Source organism: Allobosea spartocytisi (genome assembly GCF_014764685.1).
Lineage (GTDB): Bacteria > Pseudomonadota > Alphaproteobacteria > Rhizobiales > Beijerinckiaceae > Allobosea > Allobosea spartocytisi.
Genome location: NZ_JACXWY010000006.1, coordinates 18343 through 37810 on the forward strand (window position 1 = coordinate 18343; position 19468 = coordinate 37810).

Genomic DNA, 19468 nt, shown 5'->3' on the forward strand with positions numbered 1-19468 from the left:
CCGAACCTTCGACTGAACACTGAGAGATTGGACGGAGGCTACCATGGCCAAAGAGAAGTTTTCGCGGACGAAGCCGCACTGCAACATTGGAACGATTGGTCACGTTGACCATGGCAAGACGTCGCTGACGGCTGCGATCACGAAGGTTCTGGCTGAGTCGGGCGGTGCGTCGTTCACGGCGTATGACCAGATCGACAAGGCGCCGGAAGAGAAGGCCCGCGGCATCACGATCTCGACGGCTCACGTCGAGTACGAGACCCCGGCGCGTCACTATGCGCATGTCGACTGCCCCGGCCACGCCGACTATGTGAAGAACATGATCACGGGTGCGGCGCAGATGGACGGCGCGATCCTGGTGGTGTCGGCTGCCGACGGCCCGATGCCGCAGACCCGCGAGCACATCCTGCTGGCGCGCCAGGTCGGCGTTCCCGCGCTGGTGGTGTTCATGAACAAGGTCGACCTGGTCGACGACGCCGAGCTGCTGGAGCTCGTCGAGATGGAGATCCGCGAGCTCCTCTCGAAGTACGACTTCCCCGGCGACGACATTCCGATCACCAAGGGCTCGGCCAAGGCCGCTCTCGACAACGTCACGCCGGAAATCGGCCATGACGCGGTGATCGCGCTGATGAAGACGGTCGACGACTACATCCCGCAGCCGGAGCGTCCGATCGACCAGCCGTTCCTGATGCCGGTCGAGGACGTGTTCTCGATCTCGGGCCGTGGCACGGTGGTGACCGGCCGCGTCGAGCGCGGCATCGTCAAGGTCGGCGAGGAAATCGAGATCGTCGGCCTGAAGGACACCGTGAAGACGACGGTGACGGGCGTCGAGATGTTCCGCAAGCTGCTCGACCAGGGCCAGGCCGGCGACAACATCGGCGCGCTGCTGCGCGGCACGAAGCGTGAGGACGTCGAGCGCGGCCAGGTGCTGTGCAAGCCGGGCTCGGTGAAGCCGCACACGAAGTTCAAGGCCGAGGCCTACATCCTGACGAAGGAAGAGGGTGGCCGTCACACGCCGTTCTTCACCAACTACCGCCCGCAGTTCTACTTCCGCACGACGGACGTGACCGGCGTGGTGACGCTGCCCGAGGGCACGGAGATGGTGATGCCGGGCGACAACATCTCGATGGAGGTGACGCTGATCGCCCCGATCGCGATGGAAGAGAAGCTGCGCTTCGCCATCCGCGAAGGCGGTCGTACCGTCGGCGCCGGCGTCGTCGCCTCGATCATCGCGTAACGCGTTTTCGTGAGGGGCGAGGGCCCTTCGGGCCTTCGCCTTTTCACGTCACGGAGAACAAAGACCATGAACGGTCAGAACATTCGGATCCGCCTCAAGGCGTTCGATCACCGTGTCCTCGATGCTTCGACGCGCGAGATCGTGTCGACTGCAAAGCGGACGGGCGCCCAGGTTCGCGGGCCGATCCCGCTGCCCACGCTCATCGAGAAGTTCACGGTCAACCGCTCGCCGCACATCGACAAGAAGTCGCGCGAGCAGTTCGAGATGCGGACCCACAAGCGGGTTCTCGACATCGTCGATCCGACCCCCCAGACGGTCGACGCCCTCATGAAGCTCGATCTCGCCGCCGGCGTCGACGTCGAAATCAAGCTCTGATCCGATTAAACGGGTCCTCTGTTTCCGGTATCCCCGGATGGACATGACCCCAAGGGAAGGTATGCACCGATGCGTTCCGGTGTGATTGCACAGAAAGTCGGGATGACCCGCATCTTCACCGATGCCGGGGAGCACATTCCGGTCACCGTGCTGAAGCTCGACAACTGCCAGGTCGTCGCGCATCGCACGATCGAGAAGAACGGCTATGTCGCCGTGCAGCTCGGGTCGGGCTTGGCCAAGGTCAAGAACGTCTCGAAGGCGCAGCGCGGCCACTTCGCCGTCGCCAAGGTCGAGCCGAAGCAGAAGATCGTCGAGTTCCGCGTCAGCAATGACGCGCTGATCCCGGTCGGCGCCGAGCTGACCGCCGACCACTTCGTCGTCGGCCAGTTCGTCGACGTCTCCGGCACCACCACCGGCAAGGGCTTCGCCGGCGGCATGAAGCGCTGGAACTTCGGCGGCCTGCGCGCCACGCACGGCGTCTCGGTCTCGCATCGTTCGATCGGTTCGACCGGTGGTCGCCAGGATCCGGGCAAGACCTTCAAGAACAAGAAGATGCCGGGCCATCTCGGCGCCGAGCGTGTCACCACGCAGAACCTGCGCGTCGTCCAGACGGATGCCGAGCGCGGCCTGATCCTCGTCGAGGGCGCCGTTCCCGGCGTCGCCGGCGGCTGGATCCATGTCCGTGACGCCGTCAAGCGCGCCCTGCCGAAGGATGCGCCGCTGCCGGGCAAGTTCAAGGTTTCCGGCGAGGCCAAGGCGGAAGAGGCTCCTGCGGCCCAGGCTGAGGAGAACGCGTGATGAAACTCGATATCACCACTCTTGAGGGCAAGGCGGCCGGTTCGGTCGAGCTCTCCGACGCCGTGTTCGGCCTCGAGCCGCGCGCCGACCTGCTCGCCCGCATGGTGCGCTACCAGCTCGCCAAGCGCCGCGCCGGCACGCACAAGTCCAAGGGCCGCTCGGAAGTCGATCGCACCCGCAAGAAGATCTACAAGCAGAAGGGCACCGGCGGCGCTCGCCACGGCGCGGCTTCGGCTCCGCAGTTCCGCGGCGGCGGCAAGGCTTTCGGTCCGGTCGTGCGCGACCATGGCCATGAGCTGCCGAAGAAGGTCCGCGCGCTGGCCCTGCGCCATGCGCTCTCGGCCAAGGCGAAGGATGCCGGCATCATCGTCATCGACGATGCCACGCTCTCTGAGCCGAAGACCAAGGTGCTGCTCGGCCATTTCGGCAAGCTCGACCTGTCGAGCGCGCTGATCATCGGCGGCGCCGAAATCGATACGAACTTCGGCCTGGCCGCTCGCTCGATCCCGAATGTCGACGTGCTGCCGGTCCAGGGCATCAACGTCTATGACATCCTGCGTCGCGACAAGCTCGTCCTGACGCGCGCAGCTGTCGATGCGCTGGAGGCGCGCTTCAAATGAGCCAGTCCGGCAAGAACCTCGACCCGCGCCACTACGATGTGATCGTGGCGCCGGTCATCACCGAGAAGGCGACCATGCTCTCGGAGCACAACAAGGTCGTGTTCAAGGTCGCCAAGACCGCGACGAAGCCGCAGATCAAGGCCGCTGTCGAGAAGCTGTTCGACGTCAAGGTGAAGAGCGTCAACACGATCGTCACCGAAGGCAAGCTCAAGGTCTTCCGGGGCCGGCTCGGCCAGCGCTCGGACGTCAAGAAAGCGGTCGTGACCCTCGAAGAGGGCCACTCGATCGACGTGACCACGGGCCTGTGAGGGAAGCATCATGGCTTTGAAGAACTTCAAGCCGATCACGCCGAGCCTTCGCCAGCTCGTGATCGTCGACCGCAGCGAGCTCTACAAGGGCAAGCCGGTCAAGAAGCTGACCGAGGGCAAGTCGTCCTCGGGCGGCCGCAACAACCTCGGCCGCATCACCGTCCGCTTCCGCGGCGGTGGCCACAAGCGCACGCTGCGCCTGCTCGACTTCAAGCGTCGTGGCAAGGCCGGCATCCCGGCGACCGTGGACCGGATCGAGTACGATCCGAACCGTACGGCGTTCATCGCCCTGATCACCTATCAGGACGGCGAGCAGGCCTACATCCTGGCGCCGCAGCGCCTGGCTGTCGGCGACACGGTCGTCGCAGGTGACAATGTCGACGTGAAGCCCGGTAACGCGGCCCCGATGGGCTCGCTGCCGATCGGCACGATCGTCCACAATGTCGAGCTGAAGATCGGCAAGGGCGGCGCTCTGGCGCGGTCCGCGGGCAACTACGCCCAGATCGTCGGCCGCGACCAGGGCTATGTCATCGTCCGCCTGAACTCGGGCGAGCAGCGCCTGATCTCGGGTCTGTGCTACGCCACGGTCGGCGCGGTTTCGAACCCGGATCACATGAACCGCAACGACGGCAAGGCGGGTCGCTCGCGCTGGCTCGGCCGCCGTCCGCATAACCGCGGCGTCTCGATGAACCCGGTCGACCATCCGCATGGCGGTGGTGAAGGCCGCACCTCCGGTGGCCGTCATCCGGTCACGCCGTGGGGTCTGCCGACCAAGGGTAAGAAGACCCGCTCGAACAAGCGGACCGATACGTTCATCGTGTCGAGCCGTCACGCCCGCAAGAAGAAGAACTGAGGTCCGTCATGGCGCGTTCGCTTTGGAAAGGTCCGTTTGTCGACGGATACCTCCTGAAGAAGGCCGAGGTCGCCAGGACCTCGGCTCGTAGTGAAGTCATCAAGATCTGGAGCCGCCGCTCCACGATCCTGCCGCAGTTCGTCGGTCTGACGTTCGGCGTCTACAACGGCCAGAAGCATGTGCCGGTGTCCGTGTCCGAGGAGATGGTGGGCCACAAGTTCGGCGAGTTCTCGCCGACGCGCACCTTCCACGGCCATGCCGCCGACAAGAAGGCGAAGAGGAAGTAAGCCATGGGTAAAGCATCCGCCCCCCGTGCGCTGCCCGAGAACGAAGCGCTTGCGGTCGCCCGCAACCTGCGCGTCTCGCCGCAGAAGCTGAACCTCGTCGCTCAGCTCATCCGTGGCAAGAAGGTCGCGACGGCGCTCGCCGATCTCGAGTTCTCGCGCAAGCGCATCGCGAACGACGTTCGCAAGTGCCTGCAGAGCGCGATCGCCAACGCCGAGAACAACCATGATCTCGACGTCGACGATCTCGTCGTCGCCCAGGCGTTCGTCGGCAAGGCGCTCGTCATGAAGCGTTTCCATGCCCGCGCCCGCGGCCGTGGCGCCCGTATCATGAAGCCGTTCTCGAACATCACGATCGTGGTGCGCGAGCAGGCTGCCGCGCAGGCCTGAGGAGAGAACGATGGGTCAGAAAATCAATCCGATCGGCCTTCGCCTCGGCATCAACCGGACCTGGGACTCGCGTTGGTTCGCCAACAAGGGCGAGTACGGCAAGCTGCTGCATGAAGACATGGCCATCCGCGCCGCGCTCATGAAGCTGCTGAAGCAGGCTGCCGTCTCGAAGATCATCATCGAGCGTCCGCACAAGAAGTGCCGCGTCACCATCCATTCGGCGCGTCCGGGCGTGGTGATCGGCAAGAAGGGTGCCGACATCGAGAAGCTCCGCAAGGAGGTCTCGAAGCTCACCAAGGCCGACGTGACGATCAACATCGTCGAGGTGCGCAAGCCCGAGATCGACGCGACGCTCGTCGCCGACTCGATCGCCCAGCAGCTCGAGCGTCGTGTCGCCTTCCGTCGTGCCATGAAGCGCGCCGTGCAGTCGGCGATGCGTCTGGGCGCCGAGGGCATCCGCATCAACTGCTCGGGCCGTCTCGGCGGCGCCGAGATCGCCCGTCTCGAATGGTACCGCGAGGGCCGCGTGCCGCTGCATACGCTGCGCGCCGATGTCGATTACGGCGTCGCTACCGCCTTCACGACCTACGGGACGTGCGGCATCAAGGTCTGGATCTTCAAGGGCGAGATCCTGGAACATGACCCGATGGCCCAGGACAAGCGCCTTTCCGACGAGGGCAGCCGTTCCGGCGGCCGTGACCGCGATCACCGCGATCGCGATCGTCGCGAGCAGGCTGCGTAAGGCTGATCGAGAAGAGCCATGCTGCAACCAAAACGCACCAAGTTCCGCAAGCAGTTCAAGGGACGCATCTCCGGCGTCGCCAAGGGCGGCACGGACCTCAACTTCGGCCAGTTCGGCCTGAAGGCCCAGGAGCCCGAGCGCGTCACCGCTCGGCAGATCGAGGCGGCCCGCCGCGCGATCACCCGCGCCATGAAGCGCGTCGGCCGTGTCTGGATCCGCATCTTCCCGGACGTGCCGGTTTCCAAGAAGCCGACCGAAGTCCGCATGGGTAAGGGCAAGGGTTCGCCCGAATTCTGGGCGGCCAAGGTCAAGCCGGGCCGGATCATGTTCGAGCTCGACGGCGTGTCCGAGGAGATCGCCCGCGAGGCGCTCCGTCTCGGCGCCGCCAAGCTGCCGATCAAGACCCGCTTCATCCAGCGCATCGCCGAGTAAGGGAGGCTGACATGAAAATCACCAAGCGTCTGTCCGACCTCACGGTCATGAGCGCGGACCAACTCCAGGATGAGCTGCTCAAGCTGAAGAAGGAGCAGTTCAACCTGCGCTTCCAGAAGGCGACCGGGCAGCTCGAGAACACCGCGCGTGTCACCGAACTGCGCAAGGACATCGCCCGCATCAAGACGCTGCAGCGGTCGAAGACCGTCGCAGCGAGCGCGTGAGGAGAGAATCATGCCTAAGCGCGTACTGCAGGGCGTCGTCGTCAGCGACAAGCAGAACAAAACTGTTGTGGTGAAGGTCGAGCGGCGCTATACGCACCCGCTCCTCAAGAAGACGGTTCGCCGCACCAAGAACTATCACGCCCACAACGAGGCGGGTTCGTTCAAGATCGGCGACACGGTGTGGATCGAGGAGTCCAAGCCGATTTCCAAGCTGAAAAGCTGGGTTGTGCTCGAAGGCGCCCCCAAGGCGTGAGTCGAGCCGGCTTCGCCCAGCCCCGAATCAGGGGCAGGGCGGGGCAGGAAAGAAGCCGGACATGTTTTTCCGCAAAGGTGGAAACCACTTTTGCGGACCGTGTTTGTTTTGAGGCCAGGGGGCGATCGACCCCCGTCAGTCGTAGTCCCCGCCAGCGCTGATGCTGGCCGGGAAACCGCGCTGATACACAGATTGGAAGGATCAAGGCCATGATCCAGGTGCAGACGAATCTCGACGTCGCCGACAATTCGGGCGCCCGTCGCGTGATGTGCATCAAGGTTCTCGGCGGGTCGAAGCGGCGCTATGCCCGCATCGGCGACATCATCGTCGTCTCGATCAAGGAAGCCATTCCGCGCGGTCGCGTGAAGAAGGGCGACGTCATGAAGGCGGTCGTCGTTCGCACCGCCAAGGACGTCAAGCGCCAGGACGGTTCGGTGATCCGCTTCGACCGCAATGCGGCCGTGCTGATCAACAACCAGAAGGAGCCCGTCGGCACGCGTATCTTCGGACCGGTTCCGCGCGAGCTGCGCGCCAAGAACCACATGAAGATCATCTCGCTGGCGCCGGAGGTGCTGTGATGGCTGCGAAGATCAAGAAGGGCGACAAGGTCGTCGTGCTCGCTGGTCGTGACAAGGGCAAGACCGGCGAAGTGCTGCAGGTCATGCCGAAGGATGCTCGCGCCGTCGTGCGTGGCGTCAATCTCGTCAAGCGCCACACCAAGCAGTCGCAGACGTCAGAGGGCGGCATCATCTCGAAAGAGGCCACCATCGACCTGTCGAACATCGCTGTCGCCGATCCGAAGGACGGCAAGGCGACCCGCGTTGGTTTCAAGGTGCTCGAAGACGGCCGCAAGGTTCGTTTCGCCAAGCGTTCGGGGGATCTGATCGATGGCTGAGGCTCAGCAGGCGGCTCTCTCGCCGCGCATGAAGAAGCATTACGAGGACGTCGTCCGTCCCGCGATGATCGCCGAATTCGGCTACAAGAACGTCATGGAAGTGCCGACCATCGAGAAGGTCGTCATCAACATGGGCGTTGGTGAAGCCACGGCCGACCGCAAGAAGGTCGACAACGCTGCGGGCGATCTCGCCCTCATCGCCGGCCAGAAGCCGGTTATCACCAAGTCCCGCCTCGCGATCGCCGGCTTCAAGCTGCGCGAGAACATGGCGGTTGGCTGCAAGGTCACGCTGCGCAAGACCAAGATGTTCGAGTTCGTCGACCGGCTCGTCACCATCGCTTTGCCGCGCGTGCGCGACTTCCGGGGCCTGAACCCGAAGTCGTTCGACGGGCGCGGCAATTTCGCGCTCGGGATCAAGGAGCATATCGTGTTCCCCGAGATCAACTACGACAAGGTCGACCAGGTCTGGGGCATGGACGTGATCGTCTGCACGACTGCGAAGTCGGATGACGAGGCACGCGCTCTGCTCAAGCACTTCAACTTCCCGTTCCGGCAGTGAACTGACCGTTCAAACGCGGAAACCAGGAGAGATCGATGGCTAAGAAAAGCTCCGTCGAGAACAACGAGCGTCGCAGGAAGCTGGTGAAGAAATTCGCCGGCCGCCGGGCTCGTCTTCTCGCGATCGCCAATGACGAAAGCCAGCCGATGGACGAGCGCTTCCTTGCTCGCCTGAAGCTTGCCGAACTGCCGCGCAACTCGGCGAAGAACCGCATCCGCAATCGCTGCGAGGTGACGGGCCGTCCGCGCGCCTTCTATCGCAAAGTCAAGATGTCGCGTGTCGCGCTGCGTGAACTCGGCAACAAGGGGCTGGTTCCTGGCCTCGTGAAGTCGAGCTGGTGAGGAGGACAGGACAATGACAATCATTGATCCGCTCGGCGATCTGCTGACCCGCATCCGCAATGCGCAGATGCGTCGCAAGACCCGCGTGTCCACCCCCGGCTCGAAGCTGCGGGCCCGCGTTCTGGACGTGCTCCAGACCGAAGGCTACATCCGCGGCTACTCGACGACCGAGTTCGGCAACGGCCGGACCGAGTTCGACATCGAGCTGAAGTATCACGAGGGCCAGCCGGTCATCCGGTCGATCTCGCGTGTCTCGAAGCCCGGCCGCCGCGTCTATTCGTCGGTCGAGACCATGCCGCGCGTGGCCGACGGCCTCGGCGTGACGATCGTCTCGACGCCGAAGGGTGTGATGGCCGATCATGTGGCCCGCGAGCAGAACGTGGGCGGCGAAGTGCTCTGCCGGGTCTTCTGACCCGACAGGCGCCGCTCATCTTCAGGAGAGATCCAATGTCTCGTATCGGAAAGAAGCCGGTTTCGGTTCCCGCGGGCGTCACCGCCTCGGTCACCGGCCAGCTCGTCAAGGTCAAGGGCTCGAAGGGCGAGCTCTCCTTCGAGGTTCCCGAGGACGTCTCGGTTGCCATGGAGAACGGCTCGATCGCGGTTCAGCCGCGCTCGCAGTCGAAGCGCGCCCGCGCGCTCTGGGGCACCTCGCGTGCCCGCATCAACAACCTCGTGATCGGCACCACCGCCGGCTTCGAGAAGCGCCTCGAGATCAACGGCGTCGGCTACAAGGCCGCTGTCGCTGGCAAGGTGCTGAAGCTGTCGCTCGGCTACAGCCACGACATCGACTATGAAATCCCGGCCGGTGTCGCGATCACGACGCCGAAGCCGACCGAGATCGTCGTCGTCGGTATCGACAAGCAGGTCGTCGGCCAGACCGCCGCGGAAATCCGCGACTATCGCGGCCCCGAGCCCTATAAGGGCAAGGGCGTCAAGTACGCCGGCGAGTTCATCTTCCGCAAGGAAGGCAAGAAGAAGTAAGGACGCCAGCCATGAGCAAGCAGAACGATGTGACTGCGCGCCGCAAGGCCCGCGTCCGCCGCGCGATCAAGGCGGTCGCCAATGGCCGCCCGCGCCTCTCGGTGCACCGCACCGGCAAGCAGATCTACGCCCAGGTCATCGACGACGTGAAGGGGGTCACCCTCGCTTCCGCCTCGTCGATGGACAAGGACGTGCGTGCCCAGATCAAGTCCGGCGCCAATGTCGAGGCGGCCGGCCAGATCGGCAAGCTCGTCGCCGAGCGTGCGGTCAAGGCCGGCGTAACGGACGTGGTCTTCGACCGTGGTCCCTATATGTACCATGGCCGCGTCAAGGCCCTGGCCGAGGCGGCCCGCGAGGGCGGCCTCAGCTTCTGAGGATACCGGGTTTCGCCGGGACGGCGCTCGCGCGTCGTCCCGGCGGCACTCGTTTTCAGGCTTCCCCGCGGCAATGAGGCTCGCGGGGATTTGCTCGAGCGAGCGGCGAGGCTTCGAGCTTCGACCGCGCAAGTAAGAGGTAGAGATGGCTAGAGAGCCGCGTGAGCGTCGGGATAGCGAAGATTCCGAATTCGTGGATAAGCTCGTCCACATCAACCGCGTCGCCAAGGTGGTGAAGGGTGGTCGTCGCTTCGGCTTCGCCGCACTCGTCGTCGTCGGTGACCAGAAGGGCCGCGTCGGCTTCGGCCACGGCAAGGCCCGTGAAGTTCCCGAGGCGATCCGCAAGGCGACGGAAGCCGCCAAGCGCGGTCTCGTCCGCATCCCGCTGCGCGAGGGCCGTACCCTCCATCACGACGTGCAGGGCCGCCACGGCGCCGGCAAGGTCGTGCTGCGCGCGGCTCCGGCCGGTACCGGCATCATCGCCGGCGGCCCGATGCGCGCCGTCTTCGAGGCGGTCGGCATGCAGGACGTCGTGTCGAAGTCGCTCGGCTCCTCCAACCCGTACAACCTCGTGCGCGCCACGTTCGACGCGCTGAAGAACGAGGACAGCCCGCGCTCGGTCGCGGCCCGTCGCTCGCTCAAGGTTTCGGCCCTGCAGACCCGTCGCCGCGATGCCGGCACGGATGCGGCCGCGGAAGCGTGAGGAGGGTTCGATGGCAAAGGCTGAGAAGACTCTCATCGTCGAGCAGATCGGTTCCCCGATCCGCCGCGACGCCACCCAGCGCCAGACCCTGATCGGTCTCGGCCTGAACAAGATCCGCCGCCGCTCGACCCTCCAGGACACCCCCGCGGTGCGTGGCATGGTCGAGAAGGTCAAGCACCTCGTGCGCGTCGTCGACGCGAATTGAGGAGGGCGACACATGAAACTCAACGAGATTCGTGACAACGAAGGCGCGGCCAAGTCGCGCATCCGCGTCGGCCGCGGCATCGGCTCCGGCAAGGGCAAGACCGGCGGGCGTGGCGTCAAGGGCCAGAAGGCTCGCGCCGGCGTGGCGGTCAAGGGCTTCGAAGGCGGCCAGATGCCGCTGTATCGTCGCCTGCCGAAGCGCGGCTTCACCAACCTCTTCGCCAAGGATCTGAACGAGGTGAACCTCGGTCGCATCCAGCAGGCTGTCGAGGCGGGCAAGCTCGACGCCAAGGGCGCGGTGACCATCGAGGCGCTCGTCGCCGCGGGCGTCATCACCCGCCAGGCCAAGGACGGCGTCAAGATCCTGGGCGTCGGCGAGCTCAAGACCAAGCTCGCTTTCGAGGTTGCCGGCGCGTCCAAGTCGGCCGTCGCCGCGATCGAGAAGGCCGGCGGTTCGATCAAGATTCTGGCCGCCGCTTCACAGGCGTGATCCGAACGACTACATGACGTTTGCGAACGGCGGCCGGGCCATGCGCCTTGGCCGCCGTTCGACTGTTTGACGCACAGTGCGCCCCTGGAAAACGCTCCGCGATTTCAGCCGACGGCGTGCTTCAATATCGACTGAGACCCAGGGATCCGGCGCATGGCATCGGCGGCTGAACAGCTAGCGGCAAACCTCAACTTCGGGGCGCTCGCCAAGGCGGACGAACTCAAGAAGCGAATCTGGTTCACGCTGGGCGCGCTGATCGTCTACCGGCTCGGCACCTATGTCCCGCTGCCCGGCATGAACCCGGATGCGGTGGCCGACCTCTTCCGGCAGCAGACCCAGTCCGGCGTGCTCGGGCTGTTCAACATGTTTTCGGGCGGCGCCGTCGGCCGGCTCGCGATCTTCGCGCTGGCGATCATGCCGTACATCTCGGCCTCGATCATCGTCCAGCTGCTCTCCAGCGTCATCCCGACCTTCGAGGCGCTGAAGAAGGAAGGCGAGCAGGGCCGCAAGATCCTCAACCAGTACACGCGCTACCTCACGCTGGTGCTGGCCGTGTTCCAGGCCTATGCGATTGGCGTCGGCCTGCAGGGCTCGGGCAATCTCGTGCTCGAACCCGGGCCATTCTTTCTGCTCTCGACCACGATCACCCTGGTCGGCGGCACGATGTTCCTGCTCTGGCTCGGCGAGCAGATTACCAGCCGCGGCATCGGCAACGGCACGTCGATGATCATCTTCTCGGGCATCATCGCCGAATTCCCGGCGCAGCTCGCCCAGACCCTCGAACTCGGCCGCCAGGGCGCGATCTCGACCGGGCTGCTGCTCGGCATCCTGGTGATGGCGATCTGCGTCATCGCCTTCTGCGTCTTCATGGAGCGCGCCCAGCGGCGCCTGCTGATCAATTATCCGAAGCGCCAGGTCGGCAACCGCATGTATGAGGGCCAGACCTCGTTCCTGCCGCTGAAGCTCAACACCTCGGGCGTCATCCCGCCCATCTTCGCCTCGTCGCTGCTGCTGCTGCCGACGACGATCGCCAGCTTCTCGCAGGCGCAGGGCGGCACCGGCTTCGTCTCGACGATCTCGACCTATCTCGCCCATGGCCGGCCGCTGTTCATGGTGCTCTATGTCGCGCTGATCATCTTCTTCTGCTTTTTCTACACCGCGATCGTGTTCAATCCGGTCGAGACGGCGGACAATCTCAAGAAGCATGGCGGCTTCATGCCGGGCATTCGGCCGGGCGAGCGCACCGCCGAGCATATCGACCGCGTGCTGACGCGCATCACGGTTCTGGGTGCGGGCTATCTGACCATTGTCTGCCTTATCCCCGAGTTCATGATCACCTATGCTCAGATCCCGATCATCCTTTTGGGCGGCACCTCGCTGCTCATCGTGGTGACGACGACGATGGATACCGTGGCGCAGATTCACGGACATCTGCTGGCCCATCAGTATGAGGGGCTGGTCAAGAAGGCCAAGTTGCGAGGAGCGAGGCGCTAAATGCGGTTGATTTTCCTGGGGCCGCCGGGGGCGGGCAAGGGCACTCAGGCGGCGCGCATCGTCGCGAAGCATGGCATTCCGCAACTCTCGACCGGCGACATGTTGCGCGCCGCGGTGGCTGCGGGAACGCCTGTCGGCCAGAAGGCCAAGGCGGTGATGGATGCCGGCGGCCTCGTTTCGGACGAGATCGTGATCGGCATCGTCGCCGACCGCATCGAAGAGCCGGATGCGAAGACGGGCTTCATCCTCGACGGCTTTCCGCGCACGCTGGCGCAGGCCGAGGCGCTCGACGAGATGCTCGCGGGCAAGGGGCTGAAGCTCGACGCCGTGCTCGAGCTCAAGGTCGACCAGACGAAGCTGGTCGATCGGATCGTCCGCCGCGCCGAGGAGGCGAGGGCGGCCGGGCAGCCGGTGCGCAAGGATGACGATCCGGAGGTCTTCAAGACCCGGCTCGAAGCCTATAACCGCGATACCGCTGTGGTCGCTCCCTATTACGAGAAGCGCGGCCAGCTCACGCCGATCGACGGCATGCAAGCCATCGACGATGTTTCGGCGGCGATCGAGAGCGCGCTCTCGGAGACGGCGCGGAGCTGAAGGCCTGGCGCGATCACCGGCGCTTGGCATGAATCTTGGGTGGCGCAGGTTGACTCTTGCGCCATGAGTCGCTAACGACCCGCCATCCGGTTTCATGAGAGCGATGCCGTTACCTTCGCGAGAAGGGGCGACGTCGCATTCTCGCGTGGAACCGTTCAACGTCCTGCATGGGCCGGCCTCCACCGGACGCGGGGCTTCTTTCACAGGCCGCGGGGCCATCGGGTTCCCGGCAGACATGGAGAAGAGACCATGGCTCGTATCGCGGGCGTTAACATTCCCACCGGCAAGCGCGTCGTCATCGGCTTGCAGTACATCCACGGCATCGGCGCCGCCAAGGCCAAGGAAATCTGCGCGAAGGTCGGCATCGCCGACGAGCGTCGCGTCAACCAGCTGACCGACGCCGAAGTGCTTCAGATCCGCGAGGCGATCGATCGCGACTACCTCGTCGAGGGCGATCTGCGCCGCGAAGTCTCGATGAACATCAAGCGCCTGATGGACCTCGGCTGCTACCGCGGCCTGCGCCATCGCCGCTCGCTGCCGGTCCGCGGCCAGCGCACGCATACCAACGCCCGCACCCGCAAGGGCAAGGCGAAGCCGATCGCCGGCAAGAAGAAGTGATGTTCGGCTGAGCCGAACGTCGTCCTCGGGCTTGCCCCGAGGATCGTGTGATGAGGGCGCCTTTGGCGCCTTCTCCTGCCAGAGAGGCCCGGATCAAATCCGGGCATGACGGTGGGAAGACCTCTCCCCAGCGCCTGGAATGACGGGCGCGCCTGAAGGATGAAAGAAAGAGAACCATGGCCAAGGAAGCCACCCGCGTCCGTCGTCGCGAACGCAAGAACATTGTCTCCGGCGTCGCGCATGTGAACGCCTCGTTCAACAACACCATGATCACCATCACCGACGCGCAGGGCAACACGATCTCGTGGTCCTCGGCCGGCACGATGGGCTTCAAGGGCTCGCGGAAGTCGACCCCCTATGCCGCGCAGGTCGCGGCCGAGGACGCCGCCCGCAAGGCTGCCGAGCATGGCATGCGCACCCTCGAGGTCGAGGTGACGGGTCCGGGTTCGGGCCGTGAGTCGGCGCTGCGCGCGCTGCAGGCCGCGGGCTTCACCGTGACCTCGATCCGCGACGTGACTCCGATCCCGCACAATGGCTGCCGGCCGCGCAAGCGCCGTCGCGTCTGACGCGAAGTCCATTGCAAGAGGCGCCCGCAGGGGCGGGCGCCTGTCCGGGGCGGCGGTGGCCGCCAGATGAATTCAGCACCAGGAGTGCGGTCGTGATCAGCAAGAACTGGCAGGATCTTTCCAAGCCGAACAAGCTCGAAGTGAAGGTCGGAGACGACCCGAAGCGTCAGGCCACCGTGATCGCGCGTCCGCTCGAGCGCGGCTTCGGCATGACGCTCGGCAATGCGCTCCGTCGCGTGCTGCTGTCGTCGCTCCAGGGCGCGGCCGTGACCGCCGTCCAGATCGACGGCGTTCTGCACGAGTTCTCTTCGATTCCGGGCGTCCGCGAGGACGTCACCGACATCGTCCTGAACATCAAGGCCATCGCCATCAAGATGCAGGGCGAGGGTCCCAAGCGCATGACCCTGCGCAAGTCGGGCCCGGGCACTGTCACCGCCGGTGACATCAACACCATCGGCGACGTCTCGATCCTCAACCCCGAGCTCGTGCTCTGCACCCTCGACGAGGGCGCCGAGATCCGCATGGAGTTCACGGTCAACACCGGCAAGGGCTATGTCCCGGCCGAGCAGAACCGCCCCGAGGACGCGCCGATCGGCCTGATCCCGGTCGACAGCCTGTACTCGCCGGTCAAGAAGGTCTCTTACCGCGTCGAGAACACCCGCGAGGGCCAGAACCTCGACAAGGATTCGCTGACGCTGGCGATCGAGACCAACGGCTCGGTCAGCCCCGAGGACGCGCTGGCGCTCGCCGCCCGCATCCTGCAGGATCAGCTCGCCGTCTTCATCACCTTCGAGGAGCCGCGCAAGGAAGAGGCCGTCTCGACCGCGCCGCAGCTGCCCTTCAACCCGGCGCTGCTCAAGAAGGTCGACGAGCTCGAGCTTTCGGTGCGCTCGGCCAACTGCCTCAAGAACGACAACATCGTCTATATCGGCGACCTCATCCAGAAGTCGGAAGGCGAGATGCTGCGCACCCCGAACTTCGGTCGCAAGTCGCTGAACGAGATCAAGGAAGTGCTGGCGACCATGGGCCTGCACCTGGGCATGGACGTCCAGGGCTGGCCGCCGGAGAACATCGAAGAGCTCGCCAAGCGCTTCGAAGAGCACTACTGAGTTTCAACCGGCGCGGGAGGCATCCCGCGCCAACCCCGCCCGGCTATTCCCCGCCGGAGCATAACGAACGGCCGTACCGTGGCACGGCGGCCGTAAGCAACGAAGGAGCCAAACAATGCGTCACGGATTTCGCGGTCGCCGTTTCAACCGCACGGCCGAGCATCGCCAGGCGATGTTCGCCAATATGGCCCAGGCCCTGATCAAGCACGAGCAGATCACCACCACCCTGCCGAAGGCGAAGGATCTGCGTCCGGTCGTCGAGAAGCTGATCACGCTCGGCAAGCGCGGCGACCTGCATGCTCGTCGTCAGGCGATCGCCCAGATCAAGGACATCGCGCTGGTCGGCAAGCTCTTCGCGGTGCTCGGCCCGCGCTACAAGGAGCGCAATGGCGGCTATCTGCGCATCATGAAGGCGGGCTTCCGCTTCGGCGACAACGCCCCGCTCGCGATCATCGAGTTCGTCGACCGCGACGTCGAGGCCAAGGGCAAGGACTCCGGTCCGGTGTTCACGGCTGAAGACGAAGCGGCCTGATCGGCCGAATCATTGATTTGAAAGGGGCGGTCTTCGGGCCGCCCTTTTTTATTCGCCGGACTTCGTTCTGATGCGCGAGCCGTGGGAGCTTGCTGCGGTCTCTGAGACAGAGAGGCCTGGAAAGCCGGCCGCCGCTTCTCAGCCCGGCCGCCGCGCCAGCTCCCCGGCGAGGTCAAGCAGCGCGTCGACAGGCTGGGTCGGCAGATCGGTTTCCGGCGTCACGCCATAGAGCCCGAAGATGAACTGCGTGGTCTCGTCATGCTCGGCCACGCCCATCGTCCAGCCGGCGAAAAGACGTTCCGCGACGGGCGCTCGAGAGAGAACCTGCAGGCCAGTATGGCGCGGGTCCGCTTCGATCCGGGCATAGGTTTCACTGAGGCGAGCAGCCTCGCCTTCCAGCACCTGCGCGAAGGCGCCGCGCGTGGCGAGCAGGAAGCCGGTGATGTCGTTTGCTTCGTTGAAGCGGCGAGCGCTCGACAGAATTTCGCCCAGTTCCTCGCGTCGGTTTGAATCGTCGAGCAGGCTGTGGCTGGCATAAACAAGCCGGATCAGGCTCATGAGTTTTCCCTGGTGGCTTGCGAAGCCGCATGAGTTGCACGACATGTCGGTGAGGAACTGCGAGCGTCGAGACGGGTATAATGAAGGATGCCCGGCTGGCCGCTGCAACTCCGATTTTGGCAGGCGGCTTTTGTTTTACGACGAGGACAGCATGATCGAACGCTTCTCAGGACATCGCAGGAGGCTGGCCGCCGCCGCGTTCGCATGTGCGCTGGGTGCCGCCGTCTCGCCGTGGCCGGCGCTCGGCCAGGCGCGGCAGGTGCCCGAGGCGCGCGAGCAGATCACGCTCTCCTTCGCGCCGCTGGTGAAGCGAACCGCCGCCTCCGTGGTCAACGTCTATGGCGCCCGCGTCGAGAAGCGGCCGCAGAACCCGTTCATGGACGATCCGTTCTTCCGCCGCTTCTTCGGCGATGGCGGCTTCGGCGTGCCGCGCGAGCAGGTGCAGCGCTCGCTCGGCTCCGGCGTCATCGTCGATGCGCAGGCCGGGCTCGTGGTGACGAACAACCACGTCATCGAGAACATGAGCGAGGTCAAGGTCGCCTTCGCCGACAAGCGCGAGGTCGAGGCCAAGATCCTGCTGCGCGACGCGCGCACCGACCTTGCCGTGCTCAAGGTCGCGGATACCAAGAACCTCGCCGCGATCGAGCTGGCCGATACCGATGAACTGCAGGTCGGCGACATCGTGCTCGCCATGGGCAATCCCTTCGGCGTCGGCCAGACCGTGACGCAAGGCATCGTCTCGGCGCTCGCGCGCACGCAGATCGGCGTCGGCGATGCCCAGTCCTTCATCCAGACCGATGCGGCGATCAATCCGGGCAATTCCGGCGGCGCGCTGATCGACATGAAGGGCCGGGTGGTCGGCATCAACACGGCGATCTATTCGCGCTCGGGCGGCAGTGTCGGCATCGGCTTCGCCATTCCTTCCGCGATGGTCCGCCTCGTCGTCGATAGCGCCAAGGCCGGTGCCACCACGGTCAAGCGCCCGTGGTTCGGCGCGCGCCTGCAGGCGCTGACGACCGATGTCGCCGACGGGCTCGGCCTCGACCGGCCGGCGGGCTCCGTCGTGGCCAGCGTGGTGGAGAAGGGGCCGGCGGACCTGGCGGGCCTGCGCCGCTCCGACGTCATCCTCTCCGTCGACGGGGCAGCGGTCGACGATCCCGAGGCGTTCGGCTACCGCTTCGCGACACGGCCGATCGGCGGCACGACCATGCTGACCGTGCTGCGCGGCGGCAACCGCATCTCGATTCCGGTCAAGCTCGTGGCGGCGCCGGAAAGCCGCCCGCGCGACGCGGTCAAGCTCACCAGCCGTTCGCCGCTGGCGGGGCTGACGGTGATGAATCTTTCGCCGGCCGTCGCAGAGGAGCTCTCGATGGAAACCGCGAACGAGGGCGTCGTCGTCGGCGAGGTCGAGGAGGGCAGCGCGGGCGCCAATATCGGCTTCCAGAAGGGAGACATCATCATGGCGCTCAACGGCGAGCGGATGGCGACCTCGCGCGACGTCGAGACCATCCTCAAGGATCGCCGGCGCGCCTGGGAGGTGACGATCTCGCGCAAGGGCCAGACGATCACCTCGGTCTTCCCCGGGTGAGCGACCTGTTCTCGGCCTCCGGCCTCGACAAGGCGGGGCCGCGCCCGCTCGCCGACCGCCTGCGGCCGACCACGCTCGCCGAGGTGGCCGGGCAGGAGCATCTTACCGGCCCTGACGGCGCGCTGACGCGGCTCGTCGCCTCCGGCACGGTCGGCAGCCTGATCTTCTGGGGGCCGCCCGGCACCGGCAAGACCACGGTGGCGCGGCTGCTCGCCGGTCTCGTCGATCTCGGCTTCGAGCAGATCAGCGCGATCTTCTCAGGCGTCGCCGACCTGAAGAGGGTGTTCGAGGCGGCACGCGGCCGGCGGCTCGGCGGCAAGGGCACGCTGCTCTTCGTCGACGAGATTCATCGCTTCAACCGCGCCCAGCTCGACGCCTTCCTGCCGGTGATGGAGGACGGAACGATCACGCTGATCGGCGCGACGACCGAGAACCCGTCCTTCGCGCTCAACGCGGCCTTGCTCTCGCGGGCGCGCGTCCTGACCTTCAAGGCGCTCGACGAGGGTTCGCTGCTCTTCCTGCTCGGCCGGGCCGAGATGCTGGAGAACCGGGAGCTGCCGCTGACGCCGGAGGCGCGGCTGGCATTGGCCCGTTTCGCCGATGGCGACGGGCGCGCCGTGCTGACCCTGGCGGAGGAGATCTGGCGGGCGGCGAAGCCCGGCGAGATGCTCGACGAGCATGGGCTGTCGGAGGTGATCCAGCGTCGCGCGCCGATCTATGACAAGGCGCAGGACGGCCACTACAACCTGATCTCGGCCCTGCACAAGACGATCCGCGGCTCCGATCCCGATGCGGCGCTGTATTATTTCGCCCGTATGCTCGATGCCGGTGAGGATCCGCGCTTCCTGGCGCGTCGTCTGGTCCGGATGGCGGTGGAGGATATCGGGCTTGCCGATCCGCAGGCGCTCCTCCATGCGCGGGCGGCTGCCGAAACCTACGAGCAGCTCGGCACGCCGGAAGGCGAGCTCGCGCTGGCCAATTGCGTGATCTATCTCGCCACGGCGCCGAAATCGAACGCCGCCTACACCGCCTACAAGGCGGCGGTGCGGGTGGCGAAGGAGCGGGGATCGCTGATGCCGCCGAAAACCATCCTCAACGCGCCGACCCGGCTGATGCGTGAGGAGGGCTACGGCGCCGATTACGCCTATGACCACGACCAGCCGGACGCCTTCTCGGGACAGAACTACTGGCCCGACGCGCTCGGCCGCCAGCATTTCTACGACCCGCCGGAGCGCGGCTTCGAGCGCGAAATCCGCAAGCGGCTGGAATACTGGGAGAAGCGGCGTCAGGAGCGGGGCAGTTAGAGCGAGGCATCGAGGCGGCGGTCGCTTGTCTTTCACGGCCACCTG

At 65.5% G+C, this 19468-nt stretch carries 31 protein-coding genes; 30 read left to right on the forward strand and 1 reads right to left on the reverse strand.

The window, feature by feature from the left end; genetic code table 11:
• The first annotated feature begins 43 nt into the window (after positions 1-43).
• From tuf to rplQ, 28 genes are all read left to right on the forward strand, one after another.
• Entirely contained in the window at positions 44-1234 is a 1191-nt protein-coding gene (gene tuf / locus IED13_RS11475; protein WP_112581612.1) for an elongation factor Tu, read from the forward strand.
• Positions 1235-1300: 66 nt separating this feature from the next.
• Positions 1301-1609, forward strand: coding sequence for a 30S ribosomal protein S10 (gene rpsJ / locus IED13_RS11480; RefSeq protein WP_038365384.1), 309 nt, complete (start codon positions 1301-1303; stop codon positions 1607-1609).
• A 69-nt stretch (positions 1610-1678) separates the two neighbouring features.
• Positions 1679-2407, forward strand: coding sequence for a 50S ribosomal protein L3 (rplC, locus tag IED13_RS11485; protein WP_038365386.1), 729 nt, complete (start codon positions 1679-1681; stop codon positions 2405-2407).
• Complete coding sequence (rplD, locus tag IED13_RS11490) at positions 2407-3027, forward strand: 50S ribosomal protein L4 (RefSeq protein WP_038365389.1); 621 nt, start codon at positions 2407-2409, stop codon at positions 3025-3027. Before rplC ends, rplD begins: the two co-directional genes overlap by 1 nt.
• A complete protein-coding gene (locus IED13_RS11495) occupies positions 3024-3335 on the forward strand; it encodes a 50S ribosomal protein L23 (protein ID WP_038365392.1) in 312 nt (103 codons plus the stop codon). The genes rplD and IED13_RS11495 overlap by 4 nt, the downstream gene beginning before the upstream one ends.
• Before the next feature lie 10 nt (positions 3336-3345).
• Positions 3346-4188: a 50S ribosomal protein L2 gene (rplB, locus tag IED13_RS11500; protein WP_038365394.1), complete on the forward strand. Its 843-nt coding sequence runs from the start codon at positions 3346-3348 to the stop codon at positions 4186-4188.
• An 8-nt stretch (positions 4189-4196) separates the two neighbouring features.
• Positions 4197-4475: a 30S ribosomal protein S19 gene (gene rpsS / locus IED13_RS11505; RefSeq protein WP_038365397.1), complete on the forward strand. Its 279-nt coding sequence runs from the start codon at positions 4197-4199 to the stop codon at positions 4473-4475.
• 3 nt (positions 4476-4478) lie between these two features.
• A complete protein-coding gene (gene rplV / locus IED13_RS11510; protein WP_038365400.1) occupies positions 4479-4862 on the forward strand; it encodes a 50S ribosomal protein L22 in 384 nt (127 codons plus the stop codon).
• A 10-nt stretch (positions 4863-4872) separates the two neighbouring features.
• Positions 4873-5604 carry a 30S ribosomal protein S3 gene (rpsC, locus tag IED13_RS11515; RefSeq protein ID WP_038365402.1) on the forward strand — a complete coding sequence of 244 codons (732 nt, stop codon included), beginning with the start codon at positions 4873-4875 and terminating at the stop codon, positions 5602-5604.
• Between the two features lie 18 nt (positions 5605-5622).
• Positions 5623-6036: a 50S ribosomal protein L16 gene (gene rplP, locus IED13_RS11520; RefSeq protein WP_038365403.1), complete on the forward strand. Its 414-nt coding sequence runs from the start codon at positions 5623-5625 to the stop codon at positions 6034-6036.
• A gap of 11 nt (positions 6037-6047) precedes the next feature.
• Positions 6048-6260 (forward strand): 50S ribosomal protein L29, encoded by a 213-nt coding sequence (gene rpmC, locus IED13_RS11525; protein WP_112763124.1) that lies wholly within the window; start codon positions 6048-6050, stop codon positions 6258-6260.
• 10 nt (positions 6261-6270) lie between these two features.
• The gene (gene rpsQ, locus IED13_RS11530; protein WP_038365405.1) at positions 6271-6513 is read left to right on the forward strand and encodes a 30S ribosomal protein S17; all 243 of its coding nucleotides are present in this window, start codon (positions 6271-6273) and stop codon (positions 6511-6513) included.
• Positions 6514-6722: 209 nt separating this feature from the next.
• Entirely contained in the window at positions 6723-7091 is a 369-nt protein-coding gene (gene rplN, locus IED13_RS11535; protein ID WP_038365406.1) for a 50S ribosomal protein L14, read from the forward strand.
• Positions 7091-7408: a 50S ribosomal protein L24 gene (gene rplX / locus IED13_RS11540; RefSeq protein ID WP_038365407.1), complete on the forward strand. Its 318-nt coding sequence runs from the start codon at positions 7091-7093 to the stop codon at positions 7406-7408. Before rplN ends, rplX begins: the two co-directional genes overlap by 1 nt.
• Positions 7401-7967 carry a 50S ribosomal protein L5 gene (rplE, locus tag IED13_RS11545; RefSeq protein ID WP_038365408.1) on the forward strand — a complete coding sequence of 189 codons (567 nt, stop codon included), beginning with the start codon at positions 7401-7403 and terminating at the stop codon, positions 7965-7967. Before rplX ends, rplE begins: the two co-directional genes overlap by 8 nt.
• A gap of 35 nt (positions 7968-8002) precedes the next feature.
• Positions 8003-8308 carry a 30S ribosomal protein S14 gene (gene rpsN / locus IED13_RS11550; RefSeq protein ID WP_112763125.1) on the forward strand — a complete coding sequence of 102 codons (306 nt, stop codon included), beginning with the start codon at positions 8003-8005 and terminating at the stop codon, positions 8306-8308.
• A 13-nt stretch (positions 8309-8321) separates the two neighbouring features.
• A complete protein-coding gene (gene rpsH, locus IED13_RS11555) occupies positions 8322-8720 on the forward strand; it encodes a 30S ribosomal protein S8 (protein ID WP_038365412.1) in 399 nt (132 codons plus the stop codon).
• A gap of 35 nt (positions 8721-8755) precedes the next feature.
• Positions 8756-9289, forward strand: a complete 534-nt coding sequence (rplF, locus tag IED13_RS11560) for a 50S ribosomal protein L6 (protein WP_038365414.1) — start codon at positions 8756-8758, stop codon at positions 9287-9289.
• 11 nt (positions 9290-9300) lie between these two features.
• Entirely contained in the window at positions 9301-9663 is a 363-nt protein-coding gene (gene rplR, locus IED13_RS11565; RefSeq protein ID WP_038365416.1) for a 50S ribosomal protein L18, read from the forward strand.
• A gap of 145 nt (positions 9664-9808) precedes the next feature.
• Complete coding sequence (gene rpsE / locus IED13_RS11570; protein ID WP_038365418.1) at positions 9809-10366, forward strand: 30S ribosomal protein S5; 558 nt, start codon at positions 9809-9811, stop codon at positions 10364-10366.
• A gap of 10 nt (positions 10367-10376) precedes the next feature.
• A complete protein-coding gene (rpmD, locus tag IED13_RS11575) occupies positions 10377-10571 on the forward strand; it encodes a 50S ribosomal protein L30 (protein ID WP_038365420.1) in 195 nt (64 codons plus the stop codon).
• 12 nt (positions 10572-10583) lie between these two features.
• Positions 10584-11060 (forward strand): 50S ribosomal protein L15, encoded by a 477-nt coding sequence (rplO, locus tag IED13_RS11580; RefSeq protein WP_038365422.1) that lies wholly within the window; start codon positions 10584-10586, stop codon positions 11058-11060.
• A gap of 153 nt (positions 11061-11213) precedes the next feature.
• Positions 11214-12554, forward strand: a complete 1341-nt coding sequence (secY, locus tag IED13_RS11585; protein ID WP_038365424.1) for a preprotein translocase subunit SecY — start codon at positions 11214-11216, stop codon at positions 12552-12554.
• Positions 12555-13148: an adenylate kinase gene (locus IED13_RS11590; RefSeq protein WP_112763126.1), complete on the forward strand. Its 594-nt coding sequence runs from the start codon at positions 12555-12557 to the stop codon at positions 13146-13148. It abuts the gene before it with no gap.
• A 249-nt stretch (positions 13149-13397) separates the two neighbouring features.
• Positions 13398-13766, forward strand: a complete 369-nt coding sequence (rpsM, locus tag IED13_RS11595; RefSeq protein WP_038365428.1) for a 30S ribosomal protein S13 — start codon at positions 13398-13400, stop codon at positions 13764-13766.
• Between the two features lie 176 nt (positions 13767-13942).
• Complete coding sequence (gene rpsK / locus IED13_RS11600) at positions 13943-14332, forward strand: 30S ribosomal protein S11 (RefSeq protein ID WP_038365430.1); 390 nt, start codon at positions 13943-13945, stop codon at positions 14330-14332.
• A 92-nt stretch (positions 14333-14424) separates the two neighbouring features.
• Positions 14425-15441 (forward strand): DNA-directed RNA polymerase subunit alpha, encoded by a 1017-nt coding sequence (locus IED13_RS11605; RefSeq protein WP_038365432.1) that lies wholly within the window; start codon positions 14425-14427, stop codon positions 15439-15441.
• 115 nt (positions 15442-15556) lie between these two features.
• Positions 15557-15973: a 50S ribosomal protein L17 gene (rplQ, locus tag IED13_RS11610; RefSeq protein WP_038365434.1), complete on the forward strand. Its 417-nt coding sequence runs from the start codon at positions 15557-15559 to the stop codon at positions 15971-15973.
• A 138-nt stretch (positions 15974-16111) separates the two neighbouring features.
• Here rplQ and IED13_RS11615 read toward each other — a convergent pair whose 3' ends face one another.
• Entirely contained in the window at positions 16112-16639 is a 528-nt protein-coding gene (locus tag IED13_RS11615; protein ID WP_210323589.1) for a BLUF domain-containing protein, read from the reverse strand.
• A gap of 43 nt (positions 16640-16682) precedes the next feature.
• Here IED13_RS11615 and IED13_RS11620 point away from each other — a divergent pair, with 43 nt between their 5' ends.
• Both IED13_RS11620 and IED13_RS11625 read left to right on the forward strand, forming a co-directional pair.
• Positions 16683-18119 carry a Do family serine endopeptidase gene (locus tag IED13_RS11620; protein WP_038365435.1) on the forward strand — a complete coding sequence of 479 codons (1437 nt, stop codon included), beginning with the start codon at positions 16683-16685 and terminating at the stop codon, positions 18117-18119.
• Entirely contained in the window at positions 18116-19423 is a 1308-nt protein-coding gene (locus tag IED13_RS11625) for a replication-associated recombination protein A (protein ID WP_191124252.1), read from the forward strand. The genes IED13_RS11620 and IED13_RS11625 overlap by 4 nt, the downstream gene beginning before the upstream one ends.
• Positions 19424-19468 lie beyond the last annotated feature (45 nt).